Genomic DNA, 16,414 nt, shown 5'->3' with positions numbered 1-16,414 from the left:
TACCAAATTTAAGCAGACTTTTTAGTCTGTGTGAATCTGTCTATAATAATCGCAAGTATTACAATGCCTAACCCGGCAACAAACCCTGTTCCAACATCTGCACGTTGCAGTGAACTTAAAACGTCACGGCCAAGACCCGGTGCTCCGATCATTGATGCGATAACTACCATTGAAAGGGCTAGCATAATCGTCTGGTTGACTCCGGCCATTATTGAAGGTCTCGCAAGCGGTAACTGAACTTTAAGCAGTTTCTGCATAGAAGTTGTACCGAATGCGTCGCTGGCTTCAATCAATTCATTATCAATTTGCCGAATACCGAGATTTGTCAGACGTATTGTTGGTGGTGCTGAGAAGATAAATGAAGCGAAAACCCCTGGCACCATACCGATACCGAAAAATGCAACTGCCGGTATCAGATATACGAACGCCGGCATAGTCTGCATAAAATCGAGTATCGGTTTCATAATTGCCTCGAACATTTTACTTCTGGACATCAATATTCCGAGAGGAATACCGATGATGACCGAGATAAAAGCACTGACCAGTACTAAAGTCAATGTACTAATCATGTTATCCCACAAGCCCTGATCTAGAATGAAAAGCATTCCGATTCCTGCCAGAATTGCTGCGGTAATTTTTTTATTCATAAACAGTGCAGCAAGGATCATTACAATAGCTATAAAGATAACTGGCGGAATAAATTCCAGCACATCAATAATGATATTCATAATTGAGCTGAGTATTGATTCAAGCGGGCTAAAGATAAAATCAAAGGTCGAGGTGAGCCATGATACGAAATCACTGACCCATTTAGTGAAAGGTAAGTTTGGCAGAAAGTTCTCAAGCATCTGTTTCCACCTCCTCATTACCTTTTGTCAGTGTATTAAAGACATCGGTAGAGTGAAGGGTACCGATAATAGAACTGCCATCGCTGACCGGTATTTTAGTATCTCCGCCACTGAAGTATGTATAAGATTCAGTGAGCAATTTATCAGCAGCGATACTGTTTGAGATATTCTCTCTGTCATCAGCTGATACAGGTTTCATGATATCTTTAACTCGCAGTACTTTTGCATGATTGATATCTTTTACGAATGAGCGTACATAATCGTTTGCAGGATTAGTAATGATATCATATGCAGTTCCTATTTGAACGACTTCTCCGTCTTTCATTAAAGCGATTCTATCTCCGATATTCAGAGCTTCATCTAAATCGTGAGTAATGAAAACGATTGTCTTTTTCATACTTTTTTGAATTTGCAGCAACTCCTGCTGCATGTCTTTTCTAATCAATGGATCCAGTGCTGAAAATGCTTCGTCCATCAGCAAAATATCGGTATCGTTAGCCAAGGCGCGTGCTAAGCCTACGCGCTGCTGCATACCACCAGATAACTGGTTGGGATATTGGTTTTCATATCCCTTTAAACCGACAAGAGCAAGAGCTTCTTTTGATTTTTCTAAACGTTCTTTTTTGGGAATGTCCTTGACTTCTAAACCAAATGCAGTATTTTCTAATATGGTTTTAAAAGGGAAAAGTGCGAAATTTTGGAATACCATACTGAGGTTTTCACGTCTGAAATTTCTGAGTTCATCAGAATTCATCTGTGAAACATCTTTACCTTTAATATTTATTGCGCCATCTGAAGGATCAATAAGACGATTTATTAATCTAATCAATGTTGATTTTCCGCTTCCGGACAATCCCATAATGACAAATATTTCACCCTCATCAACAGTAAAATTGGCTGCTTTCACAGCAACAGTTGAAGATGTTTGATCAAGTATTTCAGCTTTAGATTGATTTTCATCAAGCAGTTTTTTAACTTTATCATTATAATTACCAAATACTTTAGTGACGTTGTTTATTTCAATGACGCTCATAAACATCAATCCTCCTTATCGAATTTTGGAAATACTTCTAAATTTCTCCAAGTATAGAAATGAATAAGCTTTTATTGGAACAACGTTAATAACGTTAACACTATAAAATTATTGAGTCAAATCGCTCTCTGAAAATTATCAGTTTTATCACATCATTAGGAAAAACCCCCACAGAGCGGATTAGAGCTCTGTGGGGGTATTCATATCCTTTTTGTATTATAGGTTTAAACAAACATGCTCCCGGCAATTAATCCGAAAGCGACTGCCACTAAAGTAAAGAATATAGTACTTAAGGAGTATTTAAAGAACAATTTTGTTTTCTTTTCCCGGAGGAGGTTAAACTGATCTAATGCAAATTGTGAATATGTCGTAAAGCCGCCTAAAAATCCGGTAACGATAATTAAGTAATACTGCGTATTTTCTACAACGAGCATTACTGTAAAACCCATCAGAAAGGAACCCAGTATATTGATCGCCATCGTATTATAAGGAATATCGTTATCTTTAAAAACGGGGAGCTGGTGTATATACGCGCGCAGGCTCGCGCCAAGTCCTGCTGCAACCATCATTGTTAAAATATTAATCATTTACTTTTTTGCCTCCGAGCGTAAATCCAAGGAAGACAGCGATGACTCCGAGGATAAGATTGCTGCCGAGATAGGCAAGAAACATGACATAATCTCCGTAGGAAAGCAGCAGATAATGTTCATAACTCAGCATCGAAAATGTCGTAAAACTGCCGAGGAATCCCGTAATTAAAAAACTGTACATCGACGGTTTTAATTCTTTTGCGATAAAGAAACCGATTAACAAAGCGCCGGCCATATTCACTATTAAAGTACCGCTGAAAAACGGCAGCTGCAGCGTCAGCGCGCCTATGGATAGTAAAAAGCGCAAAAGTGCACCGAGTGCTGCACCTGCGCCTATACTTAAATATTTATTCATAAAAATTCCAATCTAATCTTAGTTTTTAATTGCTTTACGTACAAGTGCAAGTCCTGCTACCGCAGCAACCGCTGCAGCACCGGCTTGTACTTTTTTGCTTGAAGTCAGAGACTTAACGACCAGGTTAAGGTTTTGAGGTCTCTCTGCCAGTCTTCTCATGAAGTAGGCGTACCAGTCTGTTCCGTACGGTACATAGACACACATGTTATAGCCGCGGGCGACCAGATCCTGCTGATAGTCTTTACGGAAACCGTACAGCATCTGGAATTCAAATTTGTCTTTTGAAATACCTTGCGTTTCGATAAAGCGAATCGTTTTTTCAATAATGTTGTGGTCATGTGTTGCAATTGAAGTAAAGCCGCTGCCTTCTACTAAGTGCGTTTTAATAATTTCAAAATACGACTGATCGATATCTGATTTATTCTGATAAGCCAGTGTTGCTGGTTCTTTGTAAGCACCTTTAACTAAACGGATGCGGTTATCTTTATATTTTCTGACGTCTTTTTTAGCATCGTAAAAGTAAGCTTGAATAACTGTACCCACGTTGTCGTATTCTTTCAGAAGTTTGTCTAAAATGTTCAGCGACGGTCCTTTGGACACGTAGTTTTCCATATCCAGATTGACGAACAAGTTTGTTTCTTTTGCTGTATTTAAAATTTCTTTTATATTCTCATAACAAAAAGCTTCATCGATGTGTAAACCGATTTGAGACAGTTTAACTGACGCATGAGCATCGATGCCTTCTTTTTGTATTGCTTTAATCATTTTAATAATATTATTTTTCTCTTTCAGAGCTTCGCCGCGATCGGATATGAATTCTCCGAGATTGTCGAAAGTTACACTCATACCCTGATTATTTATGTCGGAAAGGCAACTGAGAGTGTCATTTACACCCGTTCCTCCGACTACTTTTTGTGCACCAAACCTGAGCCCCATTTGTTTTGATGCATCATTTAAAATTTTGTTCTCCGATAAACCGATGAAAATATCCCTAACTACTCCCATTGCTAATCCTCCTGTAAATAAAGCGTTTTCTTTTTATGCTTAATTCATTATATCGTCTTTTTACTAAGAAAGGGTGTAAAAAATATTATTTATTTATTTTTTATAGTTGGGAATGTGACCAACATATGTCTCGTTGATACGTTTCATTTCCTCAAGGTCTTCTGAGGTCAACTCTCTGACCACTTTTGCAGGACGTCCGAATGCAAGCGTATTCGGAGGGATAACTGTTCCTCCCGTAACGAGCGAGCCCGCACCGACAAAGGCATTTTCTCCGATAACTGCCTCATCGAGCACAATTGAATCCATGCCGACCAGTGCACCCTGTTTTACAGTGCAGCTGTGCAGTGTCACCTTATGGCCAATTGTTACATTGTCTTCCAGTGTCAGCGGCAGACCCGGTGTCTGGTGCAGAACAGATAAGTCCTGAACGTTCGTATTATTGCCGATACGGACAGGAGCAATATCACCCCGGACGACCGAACCGAAAAATACTGATGAATTTTCTCCGATTTCAACATCTCCAATTATTGTCGCATTTGGTGCGATAAAGGCAGAGTCACTAATTTTTGGTGTATGATTTTTATAATCTATTATCATTTTAAATTTCCTTTCCCATCTCAAATGTTATAATAAATTCATCATATCAAATTTGCATTTATTTGTAAGGAGAAAGCTTATGTGGAAGTGGGAGACAGAAAACGAACCAAAGGGTGTCGTGGTCATTGTTCACGATTTGCTGGAACACCATGAGTACTACGATGAGCTGACGGTAAAACTTCGCCGTGACGGCTACCATGTCATTATCGGAGACCTGCCGGGACACGGCCAGACAACGCGTGTAAACAAAGGTCATATCAACAGCTTTGAACAGTATGTGGAAAGGGTGGCGGAGTGGCATTCACTCGCGGTGCAGTACGATCTGCCGACCTTTATAATCGGACAGGGGCTCGGTGCTCTAATTGCACTGGAAGCGCACAGACAGAACAGAATTCAGTCCGACGGCATCATCGCCTTAAATCCGCTCTTGTCATTTAAACAGTCATTTATGAACCGCAAAAATACAATATTGACGAGCGTGCGTGTAACCAATGATGAAGCGAGATTTAATCTCGGGATTAAAATGAATTACTTTACACAGGACAAGCGGTTCTTAGAGCGTTATAAAAGAGATGAACTGATTGTCGACAGGGTGAGCTACCAGTGGTATAAGACCATTATCAATCAGATGAAACTGACATCGGAGAATATGGAGGAAGTCAGCGGCGTGCCCATATTAACAGTAATGAGCAATGACGATCAGATTATCAATCCTTATTTATCTGCGAAATATATAAAGCGGGCATTGTCGGATGATTTCCGTTTTACAATGCTGAATTCAGAGGAACACAGCATATTCCAAAGAGAAAACATAGAATATCCGTATTATTTAATGACGCAGTTCTTTAATGCGCAGCTGTTTTCAATAGGTATAATAACGGATTAATTGAAGTAAGAATATATTCTTACTTCAATTTTTCTATTACCAGCAGAAACGGCGCGCTGTTTTTCTGGTTAATATACTGATACTGTAGTACCTGCGCCTTATCCTGCGGCCAGGCTGACAAGTTTTCAAGCAGCGCATCTCGTTCGATTTTCCCGCTGTCGTGGCCGTGGTAGACAACGATTATTATCCGGCCGCCGGGGGTCAGTAAATTAAACAAGGTATCGACTGCTGTAATCGTAGTATCGTAAACAGTCGTAATTGATTTATCGCCGCCGGGAAGATAGCCGAGGTTAAAAATACCTGCTTTTACAGGTGTGCTGATATACTTGGATATATTTTCATGGCCGTCGTGCACGAATGAAATATTGTCGGCCTGGTATTTTTCACGGGCGCTGTCTATTGCTTCAGCCTGCACATCAAAGCTGTATATATGGCCGTCCGGTGCAAGGCGGCTGAGAAAAGCTGTATCGTGGCCATTGCCGCAGGTAGCATCGACTAATATATCTTCCGGGCTAACAATTTCTTTAATGAAATCCTTTCCGGCAGGGAGTATTCTTTGCAGCATAATATCAATCCTTTCAATTTCTATTAATTTTATCATAAGAAGGTTGGGTCTTTAATGATTACTGCCAGTAATTTAACTAAAAAATACGGTGAGAAGACAGCCGTTAAAAACATAAATCTTTCAGTTAAAAAAGGGGAGCTGTTTGCTTATCTCGGGCCGAACGGTTCCGGTAAATCCACGACGATAAAAATGCTGATGGGACTCCTTGAACCATCGGACGGTTCCGTTGAAATACTGGGCGAACCTATGCATTTAAACAATACGGAGCTGAAAAGAAAAATCAGTTTCGTTCCCGACACCCCCGATATTATCGGCAAACTGACCGGCAACGAATATTTAAACTTCGTTGCGAGCATTTACAAGATGGATAAAGAGACGTATAAAAATAAACGCGAAGAACTCGTTAACATGTTCGAACTCGGTAATGATCTCGGTGTGCTGGTCGAAGAATATTCCCACGGCATGCGTCAGAAACTTGCCGTGATTGGTGCGCTGATGCATTCTCCGGAAGTTATTTTTCTCGATGAACCGAATGTCGGCCTCGACCCGAAAAGTAACCGCGAACTTAAAAATTATTTGACGGACTACGTGCAGCAGGGGAATACGGTCTTTCTGACCACGCATACGTTAAGTCTCGCAGAAGAAATCGCGGACAGAATATGTATCATTTATCAAGGTGAGATTAAGGCGCTTGGAACGCTTGCTGAACTGCGCGAACAGGCAGGGGTGGGCAGGACGCTCGAGGATATATTCCTGGCACTCACAGACGGGGAGGACGTGCATGTTCAAGAGCATACTGAAAGTTGAAGCACAGTCCAGACTGAATTATTTTAAAGCACTCGGTACGGGGAAGATAATATTATATTTATTCCTCGCATTTATTCTGCTCGTTATGCTTGTTCCGGCAGTATGGATGGTTTTAAATATATTTCTTTTTAATGCAGAAGAAGTGCTGATCGGTAAAGCGATTCTGCTGCTGTCGCTGTTTCTTGTTCCGGTATTGTCGCTGTTTTTAGTGAACGGCATTATTAAAGAAATGTTTATGGATAAAAATATCGATTCATATTTAGTGCTGCCTGTTACACCGAGAGCAGTATTTTCGGTAAAATTATTTTATCAGTTTACCTTTAAAGTACTGCCGGTTGTACTTTTTATCAGTTTAGCTGCAGGGCTGACGCTTGCTGCAAGATATGAAGCGCCGCTGCTCGCAGTAAGCAGTATCGTTTATTTTCTTTTTATTGGAGCACTCAGTACAGCGGCTGCCTATATTGTCGTATTTCTTGTGACGAAAGTGTCGTCAGCGAGACGTGTCGGTGAGATCTTAACGCTCTTCGGCGGCGTCGCAAGTGTACTGCCTTACTTCATTATAATGGCAGGCGGCCAGTATTTAAGACCGGTAATCAACATGATGCCGAATGTTGACTTTATCTTTTCAGGCTTTCTATATAATCCGGAAATGCTGAAATACATTTTGCTCCTGCTTGTTTTTGCAGCTGCATCCCCAGCTTTAATTGCACTCGTCCTGAATTACGTTACTGCCGCTTTTGTTAAAGGAACGGCGACTGCAGGAAATTTAGAGCACAAAAAAACCGCAGCAGCGGAAACAGGTTCACCGGTCCGTGCTCTTTTGAAAAAAGATATGACCATGACGAAACGTGATTTTAAAGAATGGTCGGCAGTGCTGCCGCAGTATTTGTTCCCGTTTGTCTTTTTATTTTTGCTGACTTCAAATCCGCTGATTTACGGCGGTGAATCATCATCGGATGATCAGGTAATGATTTCAATTGCCTTTGCAGGTTCGATTATGATTTCACTGTTTGTCGCTGCGATGAATACCGCAAGAGACGCTCGTACGTATGACTTTTTAAAAATGATGCCGGTCAGCGGCCTCGATATTGCCAAAGCAAAATATTTATATAATTTTATAACGATCACACCGGTGTATATTATAATAACAATTATTATTTACTTTATACTGGATGTGCCGGTCACGACTTTAATTTATGCAGTAGGGATATCGGTGCTGCTCGTGCTGACAATTGCGCCGCTCGGCATGCTGCTCGGCGCAATGAACCCTGTTGTGTCCAAAAAGAATCCGGCGCAGCGTCTCGATACAGCTGCGAATATTATTATTTCAGTGACTATTTTTGCCCTGATACTTTTAATGGGATACATGACGCAGTTTACCGTCGGCTTTAACGGAGAAGAATACGTGCTGAAGCACGGGACTATGCTGATAGTTATCGGGGTGCTGATTATTTTAAGTATTTTATCCTATGTGTTTCTCTTAAGAAAAACGGGTGCGAAGTATGATGAAGGCTATAATATTACCTATAAGGACTGATGACCATGACAAGTACTGTATATTATCATAAATTTGATATCGGCTGGCTCAGAATTGAATCTCTGGATGATGCGGTTATAAGAATCGACTATGCTGACGCTCCGGAGACCTCTGATAATCCGGATAAAGTAATTAAGCAGTGCATCAGCGAACTGAACGAATATTTCAGCGGAGAACGCGAAACTTTTGAGGTGAAAATTAAGCCGGAAACTCACGGTACTCCGTTTCAGCAGTCAGTTTGGGAAGAGCTCCGGCAGATTCCGTACGGAGAAACAATCAGCTACAAGGTGCTTGCTGAACGCATCAGCGGCAGCAATTATTCGCGTGCTGTTGCCAATGCCAATGGTAAAAACCCGATTTCGATTATTATTCCATGCCACAGAGTTATCGCGAGCAACAATACGCTCGGCGGATATACCGGCGGCCTGGATAAGAAAAAACTGCTCTTATCTGTTGAAGGCAGATAGCCTTGCTATATTAATGAAATTCAGCTATATTATTAGTATCAGAAGCAGTAGCAGAAACGTTTCTTTAAGAGAGCCGGTGGCTGGTGTGAACCGGTATTAACGTCAAGTGAACTTGTCTGTGTTAATTTCATATCTTTTAAAGTTGCACATAATGTGAATGCGGGTGGTACCGCGGTCGTATAGATCGTCCCATATCTTTTTTAGATATGGGATTTTTTTATTTAATAGGAGGAAAACCAATGACGTTTAAACACAGAGACATCGAAAAAAAATGGCAGCAGTATTGGGAAAACAACAAAACATTTAAAACCGAAGACGAAATCGGCAAAGAGAAATTTTACGCCCTCGATATGTTCCCGTACCCGTCAGGTGCCGGACTTCACGTCGGTCATCCGGAAGGCTACACAGCGACAGATATCGTCAGCCGTATGAAACGCATGCAGGGCTACAATGTGCTTCACCCTATGGGCTGGGACGCCTTTGGTCTGCCTGCAGAACAGTATGCAATTGACACCGGCAATGATATTCATGCTTTTAACGAAAAGAATATCGATAACTTCCGCCGTCAGATCAAAGAACTTGGTTTCAGCTACGACTGGGACAGAGAAATTAACACGACAGATCCTGAATACTATAAATGGACACAGTGGATTTTTATCCAGCTGTATAAAAAAGGACTTGCCTACGTAGATGAAGTACCTGTGAACTGGTGTGAAGCACTCGGCACAGTGCTCGCCAATGAAGAAGTTATTGACGGCAAGAGTGAACGCGGCGGCCATCCGGTAGTAAGGAAACCGATGAGACAATGGATTCTCCGTATTACTGAATACGCTGACCGTTTACTGGAAGACCTTGATGATCTCGATTGGCCTGAATCATTAAAAGATATGCAGCGCAACTGGATCGGCAAATCAGAAGGGGCAAACGTCACTTTTGAAATCGATGGTTTCGATGAGTCATTCTCTGCGTTTACAACACGTCCGGATACGATATACGGAGCAACGTATGCAGTTCTTTCTCCAGAACATAAATTAATTGATAAAATTACTTCTGATGAAGAAAGTGAAGCGGTTAAAGCTTATCAGGAAAAAGCGGCGCATAAGAGCGAGCTCGAACGTACTGATCTTGCGAAAGAAAAAACCGGTGTGTTTACAGGTGCTTATGCAATTAATCCATTAAGCGGAGAAAAACTGCCGATTTGGATTGCGGACTACGTTTTAGCGTCTTACGGTACTGGTGCAATTATGGCTGTTCCGGCGCATGATGAACGCGACTATGAATTTGCTAAGCAGTTTGATCTTGAGATACTTCCAGTGCTTAAAGGCGGAAATATAGAAGAGGAAGCATTTACCGGCGAAGGTGTGCACATTAACTCAGGAGAGCTTAATGGACTTGGCCTCGAGGACGGTATTAAGAAAGCAATTGAGCTTCTCGAAGAGAAAAATGCCGGCGAAGCAAAAATTACTTACAGATTAAGAGACTGGCTGTTCAGCCGCCAGCGTTACTGGGGTGAGCCGATTCCTGTAATTCACTGGGAAGACGGCACGATGACGACAGTTCCTGAAGAAGAGCTGCCGCTCGAACTGCCGGTAATGACTGAAATCAAACCGTCAGGTACAGGCGAATCACCGCTTGCTAACAATACTGAGTGGATTAATGTTGTCAGAGAAGACGGCGTTAAAGGCCGCCGTGAAACAAACACAATGCCGCAGTGGGCCGGTAGCAGCTGGTACTTCCTGCGCTTTATCGACCCGCACAATACGGAACAGCTGGCTGACCCTGAAAAACTGAAACACTGGCTGCCTGTAGATTTATATATCGGCGGTGCAGAGCATGCGGTACTGCACTTACTTTACGCAAGATTCTGGCACAAGTTCCTGTACGACCTTGGCGTTGTTCCAACGAAAGAACCATTCCAGAAGCTGTATAACCAGGGAATGATTCTAGGTGAAGGCAACGAGAAGATGAGTAAATCAAAAGGCAACGTAGTAAATCCGGATGATATTATTTATTCTCACGGGGCAGATACGCTGAGACTGTATGAAATGTTTATGGGGCCGCTCGATGCATCAATCGCATGGAGTGAAAACGGACTCGACGGAGCAAGAAGATTCTTAGACCGTGTATGGAGACTCATAGTTAATGAAGAAACAGGTGAACCTGCAGCGAAAATCGTCGACAAAGAAACACCTGATCTCGATAAAGTTTATAATGAAACTGTGAAGAAAGTAACGGAAGACTTCGCATCGCTGCTGTTTAACACGGGTATTTCACAGCTGATGGTATTCGTAAATGAAGCCTACAAAGCTGAAGAAGTCAGCAAGTCTTATATCGAAAACTTTGTTAAACTGCTGTCTCCTGTAGCGCCGCACATCGCGGAAGAATTGTGGAGTATTTTAGGCAACGAAGAAACACTTGCCTATGCAGAATGGCCTGCCTACGATGAATCAAAACTTGTAGAAGACACAGTGGAGATCGTTGTACAGGTTAACGGCAAAGTTAAGAATAAACTGGAAATCGAAAGAGACCTCACAAAAGAAGCAATTGAAGAACTTGCACTGGCTGATGAAAAAATTAAAGAAGCAATAGAAGGAAAAACGGTACGTAAAGTAATCGTTGTACCTCAGAAATTAGTGAATATTGTAGCTAATTAAGCAAAAGCACCGCTCCGGGCCTGATTGCAGACCGGAGCGGTGTATTTTTCAAAAAACTCGTACGTTAGACTCCTAGGGGAATAGCATCAGCTTGAGGCTACAAGCTCAAGCGATGCCCCAGGAAAGGTAACGTACGAGTTTTAAATTATCCGATGGGTTTTGCGGTGCGGTTAACAACGGTATACTCTTGTTGTGAATCCAACGCCCTCGGTTAACAACGGCATTCTCCTGTTGTGAACCGAGGGTTGAACCACGGGATTAAATGCATTAGTTAAACCAGATTTACCCATTCGAACAGTGATATCCTGCCACATAGCCGGTGACCAGTGCGCTCGTAATATTGTATCCGCCGGTGTAGCCGTGAATATCCAGTACTTCTCCTGCAAAGTGGAGTCCCTCGATTAACTTGCTCGACATGGTAGACGGGTTAATTTCTTTTAAGTTAACGCCGCCGCCTGTAACAAAGGCTTTTTCAATTGACTGAGTGCCGTTAACGTTAAAAGTAAAGCGTTTGAAAAATTCAACAAGTGCCTGTTTCTGCTGATTCGATACGTGGTGGCCGCTGGTGCTGCCGTCGATTTTTAAATACTCAAGCATGAAATTAATTAGCCGTTCCTGGTGTATATTTTTTAAAATATTTTTCAAACTTTTATCGATATTATCTTTAATAGTTTTATTAATGTATTCTTGCATTTCACCCATCGTATACTGCGGGAAAAAGTCGAGCTGCATTTTAATGTTTTCTTTCTTCTGTGCCAGCTGTTCTTTGTAGACGAACTGGCTGCAGCGGAGGGCAGCAGGGCCGCTCACGCCAAAATGAGTAAAAATCATATCCATCTGATGAGTTACACGGGGTTTGCCGTTTTTCTTTAAGACAGATAAAGCAACGTCGTCAAGACTGATGCCTTTTAAGGAACCGTCAGTGAAAAAACGCTGGTTGGATGTAATCGGTACTTCGGTCGGAAATAGGTCGGTGACTGTATGTCCGAGTGTTTTTGCAAATTTGTGGCCGTCACCTGTAGAGCCTGTCTGTGGCACACTTTTGCCGCCGGTCGTAATAATGACATTGCGGGCGTTAAATGTATCTCCATCGCTTGTTTTTACACCGGTAATTTTATCGTCTTCAGTTAATACTGCAGCAACTTCCGTTTCAAAACGGATGTCCACTTTATTCTGATCGAGCTGTTCTAAAAATACATTCAGCACATCTTTTGCCTTGTTCGAAACCGGGAACATCCGGCCATGGTCTTCTTCTTTTAATTTTACGCCATTGGATTCGACGAAATTAATAATTGATTCATTGTCAAAGACAGAAAATGGGCCGTATAGAAATTTTCCGTTACCCGGTATATGTTTAATAATTTCTTCATAAGGCAGACGGTTGGTCACATTGCAACGGCCTCCGCCTGAAATCAGCAATTTTTTGCCGAGCTTTTTATTCTTTTCGATTAAAAGCACCTTGTTATTGTTTAAACTTGCAGCGTAGGCTGCCATAATTCCGCTGACACCGCCGCCGATTACTATTGTATCGTACATGAGTTTTCTCCTTTTAGTTTTAAAGTATTCCTTTATCCATTATAATAATGGGTATGTTTATTATAGATAAGAAGGGTTAATATATGTCGGATCAGAAAAAGATGTTTCGCGGTACATTCCTTTTAACCGCGGCTACATTTACTACCCAGATTTTGGGGATGCTTTATTTAATTCCATTTTACAGCATAATGGGCGGAGAAGAAAATCTCGCTCTTTACGGGTATGCTTATACACCGTATACAATTATGCTGTCGATTGCCGCAGCCGGCGTGCCCGGAGCGGTATCGAAATTCGTTGCAAAGTATAATGCGCTCGGTGCTTACGAGACCAGTCAGAAACTTTACAAATCAAGTCTCGTTGTCATGATGGTTTCAGGTATTCTTGCTTTTCTTGCTTTATATTTCATGGCGCCGGTTATCGCTGAAGCACAAAGTGCAGCAGGCGGAGGCGGAGAACACCGCTGGAGCACCGAAGATATCACCAGTATTATACGCGTAATCAGTTTTGCAGTCATTGTTGTACCATTTATGGCAACGTGGAGAGGGATTTTCCAGGGACACGAGTCATTTGGCCCGACGAGCGTCTCGTCAGTTGTCGAACAGATTTTACGTATCGCGGTATTGTTATCAGGTGCCTTTATCGTTATTAATGTAATGGACGGTTCGATAAAAACTGCTAACGAAATTGCCGTTTTTGCTGCTTTTATCGGAGCGGTCGGTGCAACTGTAACACTCGCCGTATTCTGGAGAAAACGCAAACCGTTTATGGCTGAACAGCGGAAACAGGATACGAGCGGCATCGATTTGTCCTACGGTGAAATGTATAAGGAAATTATCCGCTATGGCCTGCCGTTTATTATTGTCAGCGTGAGTATTCCGGTCGTTTTATTTATCGACCAGATGACGCATAATAACGCATTGACACTCGCCGGCGTGCCGGGCAGTGTGCAGGATTCATGGTTCGGAATGCTGAACCTGACAACGCACAAACTCGTGATGATTCCGACAGCATTCGCATCTGCCTTTGCGATTACTATTTTACCGTTCATCACAAAAAATTATCAGCAGAAATTATTTGATAATGTTCACAGCCAGGTGAAGTCTATGATTCTGATGCTCCTATTTTTCGTTATCCCGGCAGGTATCGGAATGATGATTTTATCAGCACCGATCTATACATCGTTTTACAGCTATAACGAAGTCGGAATTATGATACTGACTTTTTATGCACCTGTCAGCATTATCATTTCCTTGTTTTCTGTGACGTGCTCCATCGTTCAGGGAATCGACAAGCAGCACCTGACGTTTTACGTAGTCATTGTCATGCTCGTCATCAAAGCGGCTATCAACATTCCGCTGATTATGAACTTTTACACAGTCGGCGCAGTCATGGGAACAGCCATCGCTCTCGGCGCCGGAGTAATTATGAACCTGATTATTATTAAAAAACACGGAAAAATTCGTTTCCGCGCCTTCGTGGCACCGATCTTTCAGATTATTGTATGCGCGCTGGCAATGCTGTTGGCAGTAGAACTTGTATACTACCTGCTGATGATTAATATCGATGAAATGACGACAGCGAGCTCGGTTCTTACACTGTTAATTACAGTGCCGGCAGGTGTGCTTGTCTATCTGTTTATTTCATTTAAAACAGGACTTGCAGATGAAGTGCTCGGAGACCGGGCAGGGAAAATCCGTCAGAAAGTGAAGTTTTTATAATGAGACTGGATAAATATCTTGCGAATGCAAATCTCGGCAGCCGCAAAGAAGTCAATAAACTGATTAAAAAAGGAGATATTTCCGTTAACGGGGATATCGTTAAAAGTCCGAAGACAGACGTCAGTTACGATGACGAAATTTATTATATCGATGTGCCGATTGTGCTTGAGGAATTTATTTACTTTATGATGAATAAGCCGGACGGAGTAATATCTTCAACGGAAGAAGGTCCGACGGAAACAGTCATCGATTTAATCGCCCATCCACAGCAGGGTGAATTATTCCCTGTCGGCAGACTGGACAAAGATACGGTGGGGCTTTTGTTTATTACAAACGACGGCAAACTTGCCCACCAGCTGCTGTCTCCTAAAAATGAATACTATAAAATGTATCACGTGACACTGCGAGACGAAGTGACACCGGAAGATATCATCAGGCTTGAAACGGGAATTGAATTGAAGGACTTTACAACTAAACCTGCAAAAGCGGAACTATTAAGTCCGAAAGAAGTATCGCTGTCGATTACTGAAGGAAAGTTTCATCAGGTTAAGCGGATGTTTTCAGCCACCGGCAATGAGGTTGTCAGGCTGAAGCGGACGGGCTTTGCATCATTGATACTGGATAAAACACTTGCTGAAGGCGAATATCGCAGGTTAACTGAAGAAGAAATAAAAAATTTAAATAATTAAGTTTAGAATATCCAGACCAGGGTATATTTTATATTAAGTTCAATGAAAAACAATTTTATAATATGAGGTGTATCAAATGGGAAAATTATTTAATTTAGTATTTAAAGTCGGTGCGGTACTCGGTATTGCATATGCTGCAAAAAAACTTGCAGATAATAAAGATGCAGTAAAAGAAGAATATGCGAAAGCGAAAGAAGATCCGAAAGGCTATGCACAAAACGTGCAGGAGAAAGCAACTGCAAAAGTGCAGGATGTTCAGTCTAAAGCTCAGGAAGAATATTCTAAAGCAAAAGAAGATCCGAAAGCTTACGCAGAAAACATGCAGAATAAAGTAACTGACAAAGCAAAAGAAGTACAATCCAAAGCAAACGATCAGATGGATGCTGCGAAAGACAAAGCCGAAGACGTACAGTCTAAAGCGAACGAAAAAGTAGATGCAGTAAAAGACAAAATTGATGACGCGCAAACTAAAGCAAACGAGAAGGTAGATTCAGCGAAAGACAAAGCTGATGACGTTCAGTCTAAAGCGAATAAAGAAGTAGATCAAGCGGCAGAAGACCCTGAAGCTTACAAAGAAAAATTAAAAGAAAAAGGTCAGAAAAAAGCGGACGAAGTAAAAAAAGACGCTAAAAAAGAAATGAATAAAGATAAATCTGATGCAGATGCTAAACCGGATAGAGAGACTCCGGATAATGTTGATCAGAGAGAATCTGTACTCGCAGATGAAGGTGGACTTTCAGAAAGCGAAGTAGAGAAATTCGAAGAAGAACACGATGTTGATGTTGTTGGGGAAGCAGGCGCTAAAGATGAAAATCATAACGTTCATGTCGTTACTGATAACAATAAAAACAGTAATAACAACAAGAACAAAAACAACAACAATAAGAATAGCGGCAAAAACAAGCAATAATTAAGCAAATTTAAAAGGCTTAGACAAAAGCCTTGAAGCAATAAGAGAGATGGCTTGAAAATCTTGATTTTAAGATTTTCAGGCCGTTTTTTTATAGAGTAGATTAAAGACGGATTGTCAGAAAAGTTTCCTCAAGATCACTGTCATGCCAACCTGGTTTGATGGGGTTGGCATGACGGGTGCTCATGTATACGAAAGACTCGGTGCGTTGGCATGA

General features: G+C 41.7%; 16 protein-coding genes. 8 read left to right on the top strand and 8 right to left on the bottom strand.

All coding sequences use genetic code 11. The features are described from left to right. Positions 1–8 precede the first annotated feature (8 nt). The 6 genes from IR135_RS07575 to IR135_RS07550 all read right to left on the bottom strand — a co-directional run bounded on the left by IR135_RS07575 (position 9) and on the right by IR135_RS07550 (position 4,428). The gene (locus IR135_RS07575; protein ID WP_135098233.1) at positions 9–848 is read right to left on the bottom strand and encodes an ABC transporter permease; all 840 of its coding nucleotides are present in this window, start codon (positions 846–848) and stop codon (positions 9–11) included. After that, positions 841–1,881, bottom strand: a complete 1,041-nt coding sequence (locus tag IR135_RS07570) for a quaternary amine ABC transporter ATP-binding protein (RefSeq protein ID WP_135098231.1) — start codon at positions 1,879–1,881, stop codon at positions 841–843. The genes IR135_RS07575 and IR135_RS07570 overlap by 8 nt, the downstream gene beginning before the upstream one ends. Positions 1,882–2,105: 224 nt before the next feature. Beyond that, the gene (locus IR135_RS07565) at positions 2,106–2,468 is read right to left on the bottom strand and encodes a fluoride efflux transporter FluC (RefSeq protein ID WP_135098229.1); all 363 of its coding nucleotides are present in this window, start codon (positions 2,466–2,468) and stop codon (positions 2,106–2,108) included. Next, positions 2,461–2,826, bottom strand: coding sequence for a fluoride efflux transporter FluC (locus tag IR135_RS07560; RefSeq protein WP_135098227.1), 366 nt, complete (start codon positions 2,824–2,826; stop codon positions 2,461–2,463). Before IR135_RS07560 ends, IR135_RS07565 begins: the two co-directional genes overlap by 8 nt. An 18-nt stretch (positions 2,827–2,844) precedes the next feature. Continuing rightward, positions 2,845–3,831, bottom strand: coding sequence for a proline dehydrogenase family protein (locus tag IR135_RS07555; RefSeq protein WP_135098225.1), 987 nt, complete (start codon positions 3,829–3,831; stop codon positions 2,845–2,847). Positions 3,832–3,924: 93 nt separating this feature from the next. Further along, positions 3,925–4,428: a gamma carbonic anhydrase family protein gene (locus IR135_RS07550; RefSeq protein ID WP_135098223.1), complete on the bottom strand. Its 504-nt coding sequence runs from the start codon at positions 4,426–4,428 to the stop codon at positions 3,925–3,927. 79 nt (positions 4,429–4,507) lie between these two features. On the opposite strand from IR135_RS07550, the gene IR135_RS07545 reads away from it, so the two are divergent. Further along, positions 4,508–5,314, top strand: coding sequence for an alpha/beta fold hydrolase (locus tag IR135_RS07545; RefSeq protein ID WP_135098221.1), 807 nt, complete (start codon positions 4,508–4,510; stop codon positions 5,312–5,314). Between the two features lie 19 nt (positions 5,315–5,333). Here IR135_RS07545 and IR135_RS07540 read toward each other — a convergent pair whose 3' ends face one another. Next, positions 5,334–5,882 carry a class I SAM-dependent methyltransferase gene (locus tag IR135_RS07540; protein WP_135098273.1) on the bottom strand — a complete coding sequence of 183 codons (549 nt, stop codon included), beginning with the start codon at positions 5,880–5,882 and terminating at the stop codon, positions 5,334–5,336. Positions 5,883–5,933: 51 nt separating this feature from the next. Here IR135_RS07540 and IR135_RS07535 point away from each other — a divergent pair, with 51 nt between their 5' ends. From IR135_RS07535 to leuS, 4 genes are all read left to right on the top strand, one after another. Then, positions 5,934–6,686, top strand: a complete 753-nt coding sequence (locus IR135_RS07535) for an ABC transporter ATP-binding protein (protein WP_135098219.1) — start codon at positions 5,934–5,936, stop codon at positions 6,684–6,686. Then, a complete protein-coding gene (locus tag IR135_RS07530) occupies positions 6,661–8,223 on the top strand; it encodes a putative ABC transporter permease subunit (RefSeq protein WP_135098217.1) in 1,563 nt (520 codons plus the stop codon). The genes IR135_RS07535 and IR135_RS07530 overlap by 26 nt, the downstream gene beginning before the upstream one ends. 5 nt (positions 8,224–8,228) lie before the next feature. Next, the gene (locus tag IR135_RS07525) at positions 8,229–8,690 is read left to right on the top strand and encodes a methylated-DNA--[protein]-cysteine S-methyltransferase (protein WP_135098215.1); all 462 of its coding nucleotides are present in this window, start codon (positions 8,229–8,231) and stop codon (positions 8,688–8,690) included. 239 nt (positions 8,691–8,929) lie between these two features. Then, positions 8,930–11,344 (top strand): leucine--tRNA ligase, encoded by a 2,415-nt coding sequence (gene leuS, locus IR135_RS07520; protein ID WP_135098214.1) that lies wholly within the window; start codon positions 8,930–8,932, stop codon positions 11,342–11,344. Between the two features lie 282 nt (positions 11,345–11,626). On the opposite strand, the gene IR135_RS07515 is transcribed toward leuS, so the two are convergent. Then, complete coding sequence (locus IR135_RS07515; RefSeq protein WP_135098212.1) at positions 11,627–12,880, bottom strand: NAD(P)/FAD-dependent oxidoreductase; 1,254 nt, start codon at positions 12,878–12,880, stop codon at positions 11,627–11,629. 83 nt (positions 12,881–12,963) lie between these two features. Here IR135_RS07515 and IR135_RS07510 point away from each other — a divergent pair, with 83 nt between their 5' ends. The 3 genes from IR135_RS07510 (at position 12,964) to IR135_RS07500 (ending at position 16,197) form a co-directional block, all read left to right on the top strand. Then, on the top strand, positions 12,964–14,598 hold the full coding sequence (locus tag IR135_RS07510; protein ID WP_135098210.1) for a putative polysaccharide biosynthesis protein: 1,635 nt from the start codon (positions 12,964–12,966) through the stop codon (positions 14,596–14,598). Next, entirely contained in the window at positions 14,598–15,287 is a 690-nt protein-coding gene (locus IR135_RS07505) for a pseudouridine synthase (protein WP_135098208.1), read from the top strand. Before IR135_RS07510 ends, IR135_RS07505 begins: the two co-directional genes overlap by 1 nt. 76 nt (positions 15,288–15,363) lie before the next feature. After that, positions 15,364–16,197, top strand: coding sequence for a hypothetical protein (locus IR135_RS07500; RefSeq protein ID WP_135098206.1), 834 nt, complete (start codon positions 15,364–15,366; stop codon positions 16,195–16,197). Positions 16,198–16,414: the final 217 nt, after the last annotated feature.

The organism is Jeotgalicoccus nanhaiensis (genome assembly GCF_015235105.1).
GTDB classification, from domain to species: Bacteria; Bacillota; Bacilli; order Staphylococcales; family Salinicoccaceae; genus Jeotgalicoccus; species Jeotgalicoccus nanhaiensis.
Note: the sequence above shows the minus strand (reverse complement) of the source record. Positions and strands in the feature narration are given on the sequence as shown.

Coding starts and splice junctions, on each gene's coding strand:
- IR135_RS07575 (WP_135098233.1), bottom strand. CDS start 848: ATGCTTGAGAACTTTCTGCCAAACTTACCTTTCACTAAATGGGTCAGT.
- IR135_RS07570 (WP_135098231.1), bottom strand. CDS start 1,881: ATGAGCGTCATTGAAATAAACAACGTCACTAAAGTATTTGGTAATTAT.
- IR135_RS07565 (WP_135098229.1), bottom strand. CDS start 2,468: ATGATTAATATTTTAACAATGATGGTTGCAGCAGGACTTGGCGCGAGC.
- IR135_RS07560 (WP_135098227.1), bottom strand. CDS start 2,826: ATGAATAAATATTTAAGTATAGGCGCAGGTGCAGCACTCGGTGCACTT.
- IR135_RS07555 (WP_135098225.1), bottom strand. CDS start 3,831: ATGGGAGTAGTTAGGGATATTTTCATCGGTTTATCGGAGAACAAAATT.
- IR135_RS07550 (WP_135098223.1), bottom strand. CDS start 4,428: ATGATAATAGATTATAAAAATCATACACCAAAAATTAGTGACTCTGCC.
- IR135_RS07545 (WP_135098221.1), top strand. CDS start 4,508: ATGTGGAAGTGGGAGACAGAAAACGAACCAAAGGGTGTCGTGGTCATT.
- IR135_RS07535 (WP_135098219.1), top strand. CDS start 5,934: ATGATTACTGCCAGTAATTTAACTAAAAAATACGGTGAGAAGACAGCC.
- IR135_RS07530 (WP_135098217.1), top strand. CDS start 6,661: ATGTTCAAGAGCATACTGAAAGTTGAAGCACAGTCCAGACTGAATTAT.
- IR135_RS07525 (WP_135098215.1), top strand. CDS start 8,229: ATGACAAGTACTGTATATTATCATAAATTTGATATCGGCTGGCTCAGA.
- leuS (WP_135098214.1), top strand. CDS start 8,930: ATGACGTTTAAACACAGAGACATCGAAAAAAAATGGCAGCAGTATTGG.
- IR135_RS07515 (WP_135098212.1), bottom strand. CDS start 12,880: ATGTACGATACAATAGTAATCGGCGGCGGTGTCAGCGGAATTATGGCA.
- IR135_RS07510 (WP_135098210.1), top strand. CDS start 12,964: ATGTCGGATCAGAAAAAGATGTTTCGCGGTACATTCCTTTTAACCGCG.
- IR135_RS07505 (WP_135098208.1), top strand. CDS start 14,598: ATGAGACTGGATAAATATCTTGCGAATGCAAATCTCGGCAGCCGCAAA.
- IR135_RS07500 (WP_135098206.1), top strand. CDS start 15,364: ATGGGAAAATTATTTAATTTAGTATTTAAAGTCGGTGCGGTACTCGGT.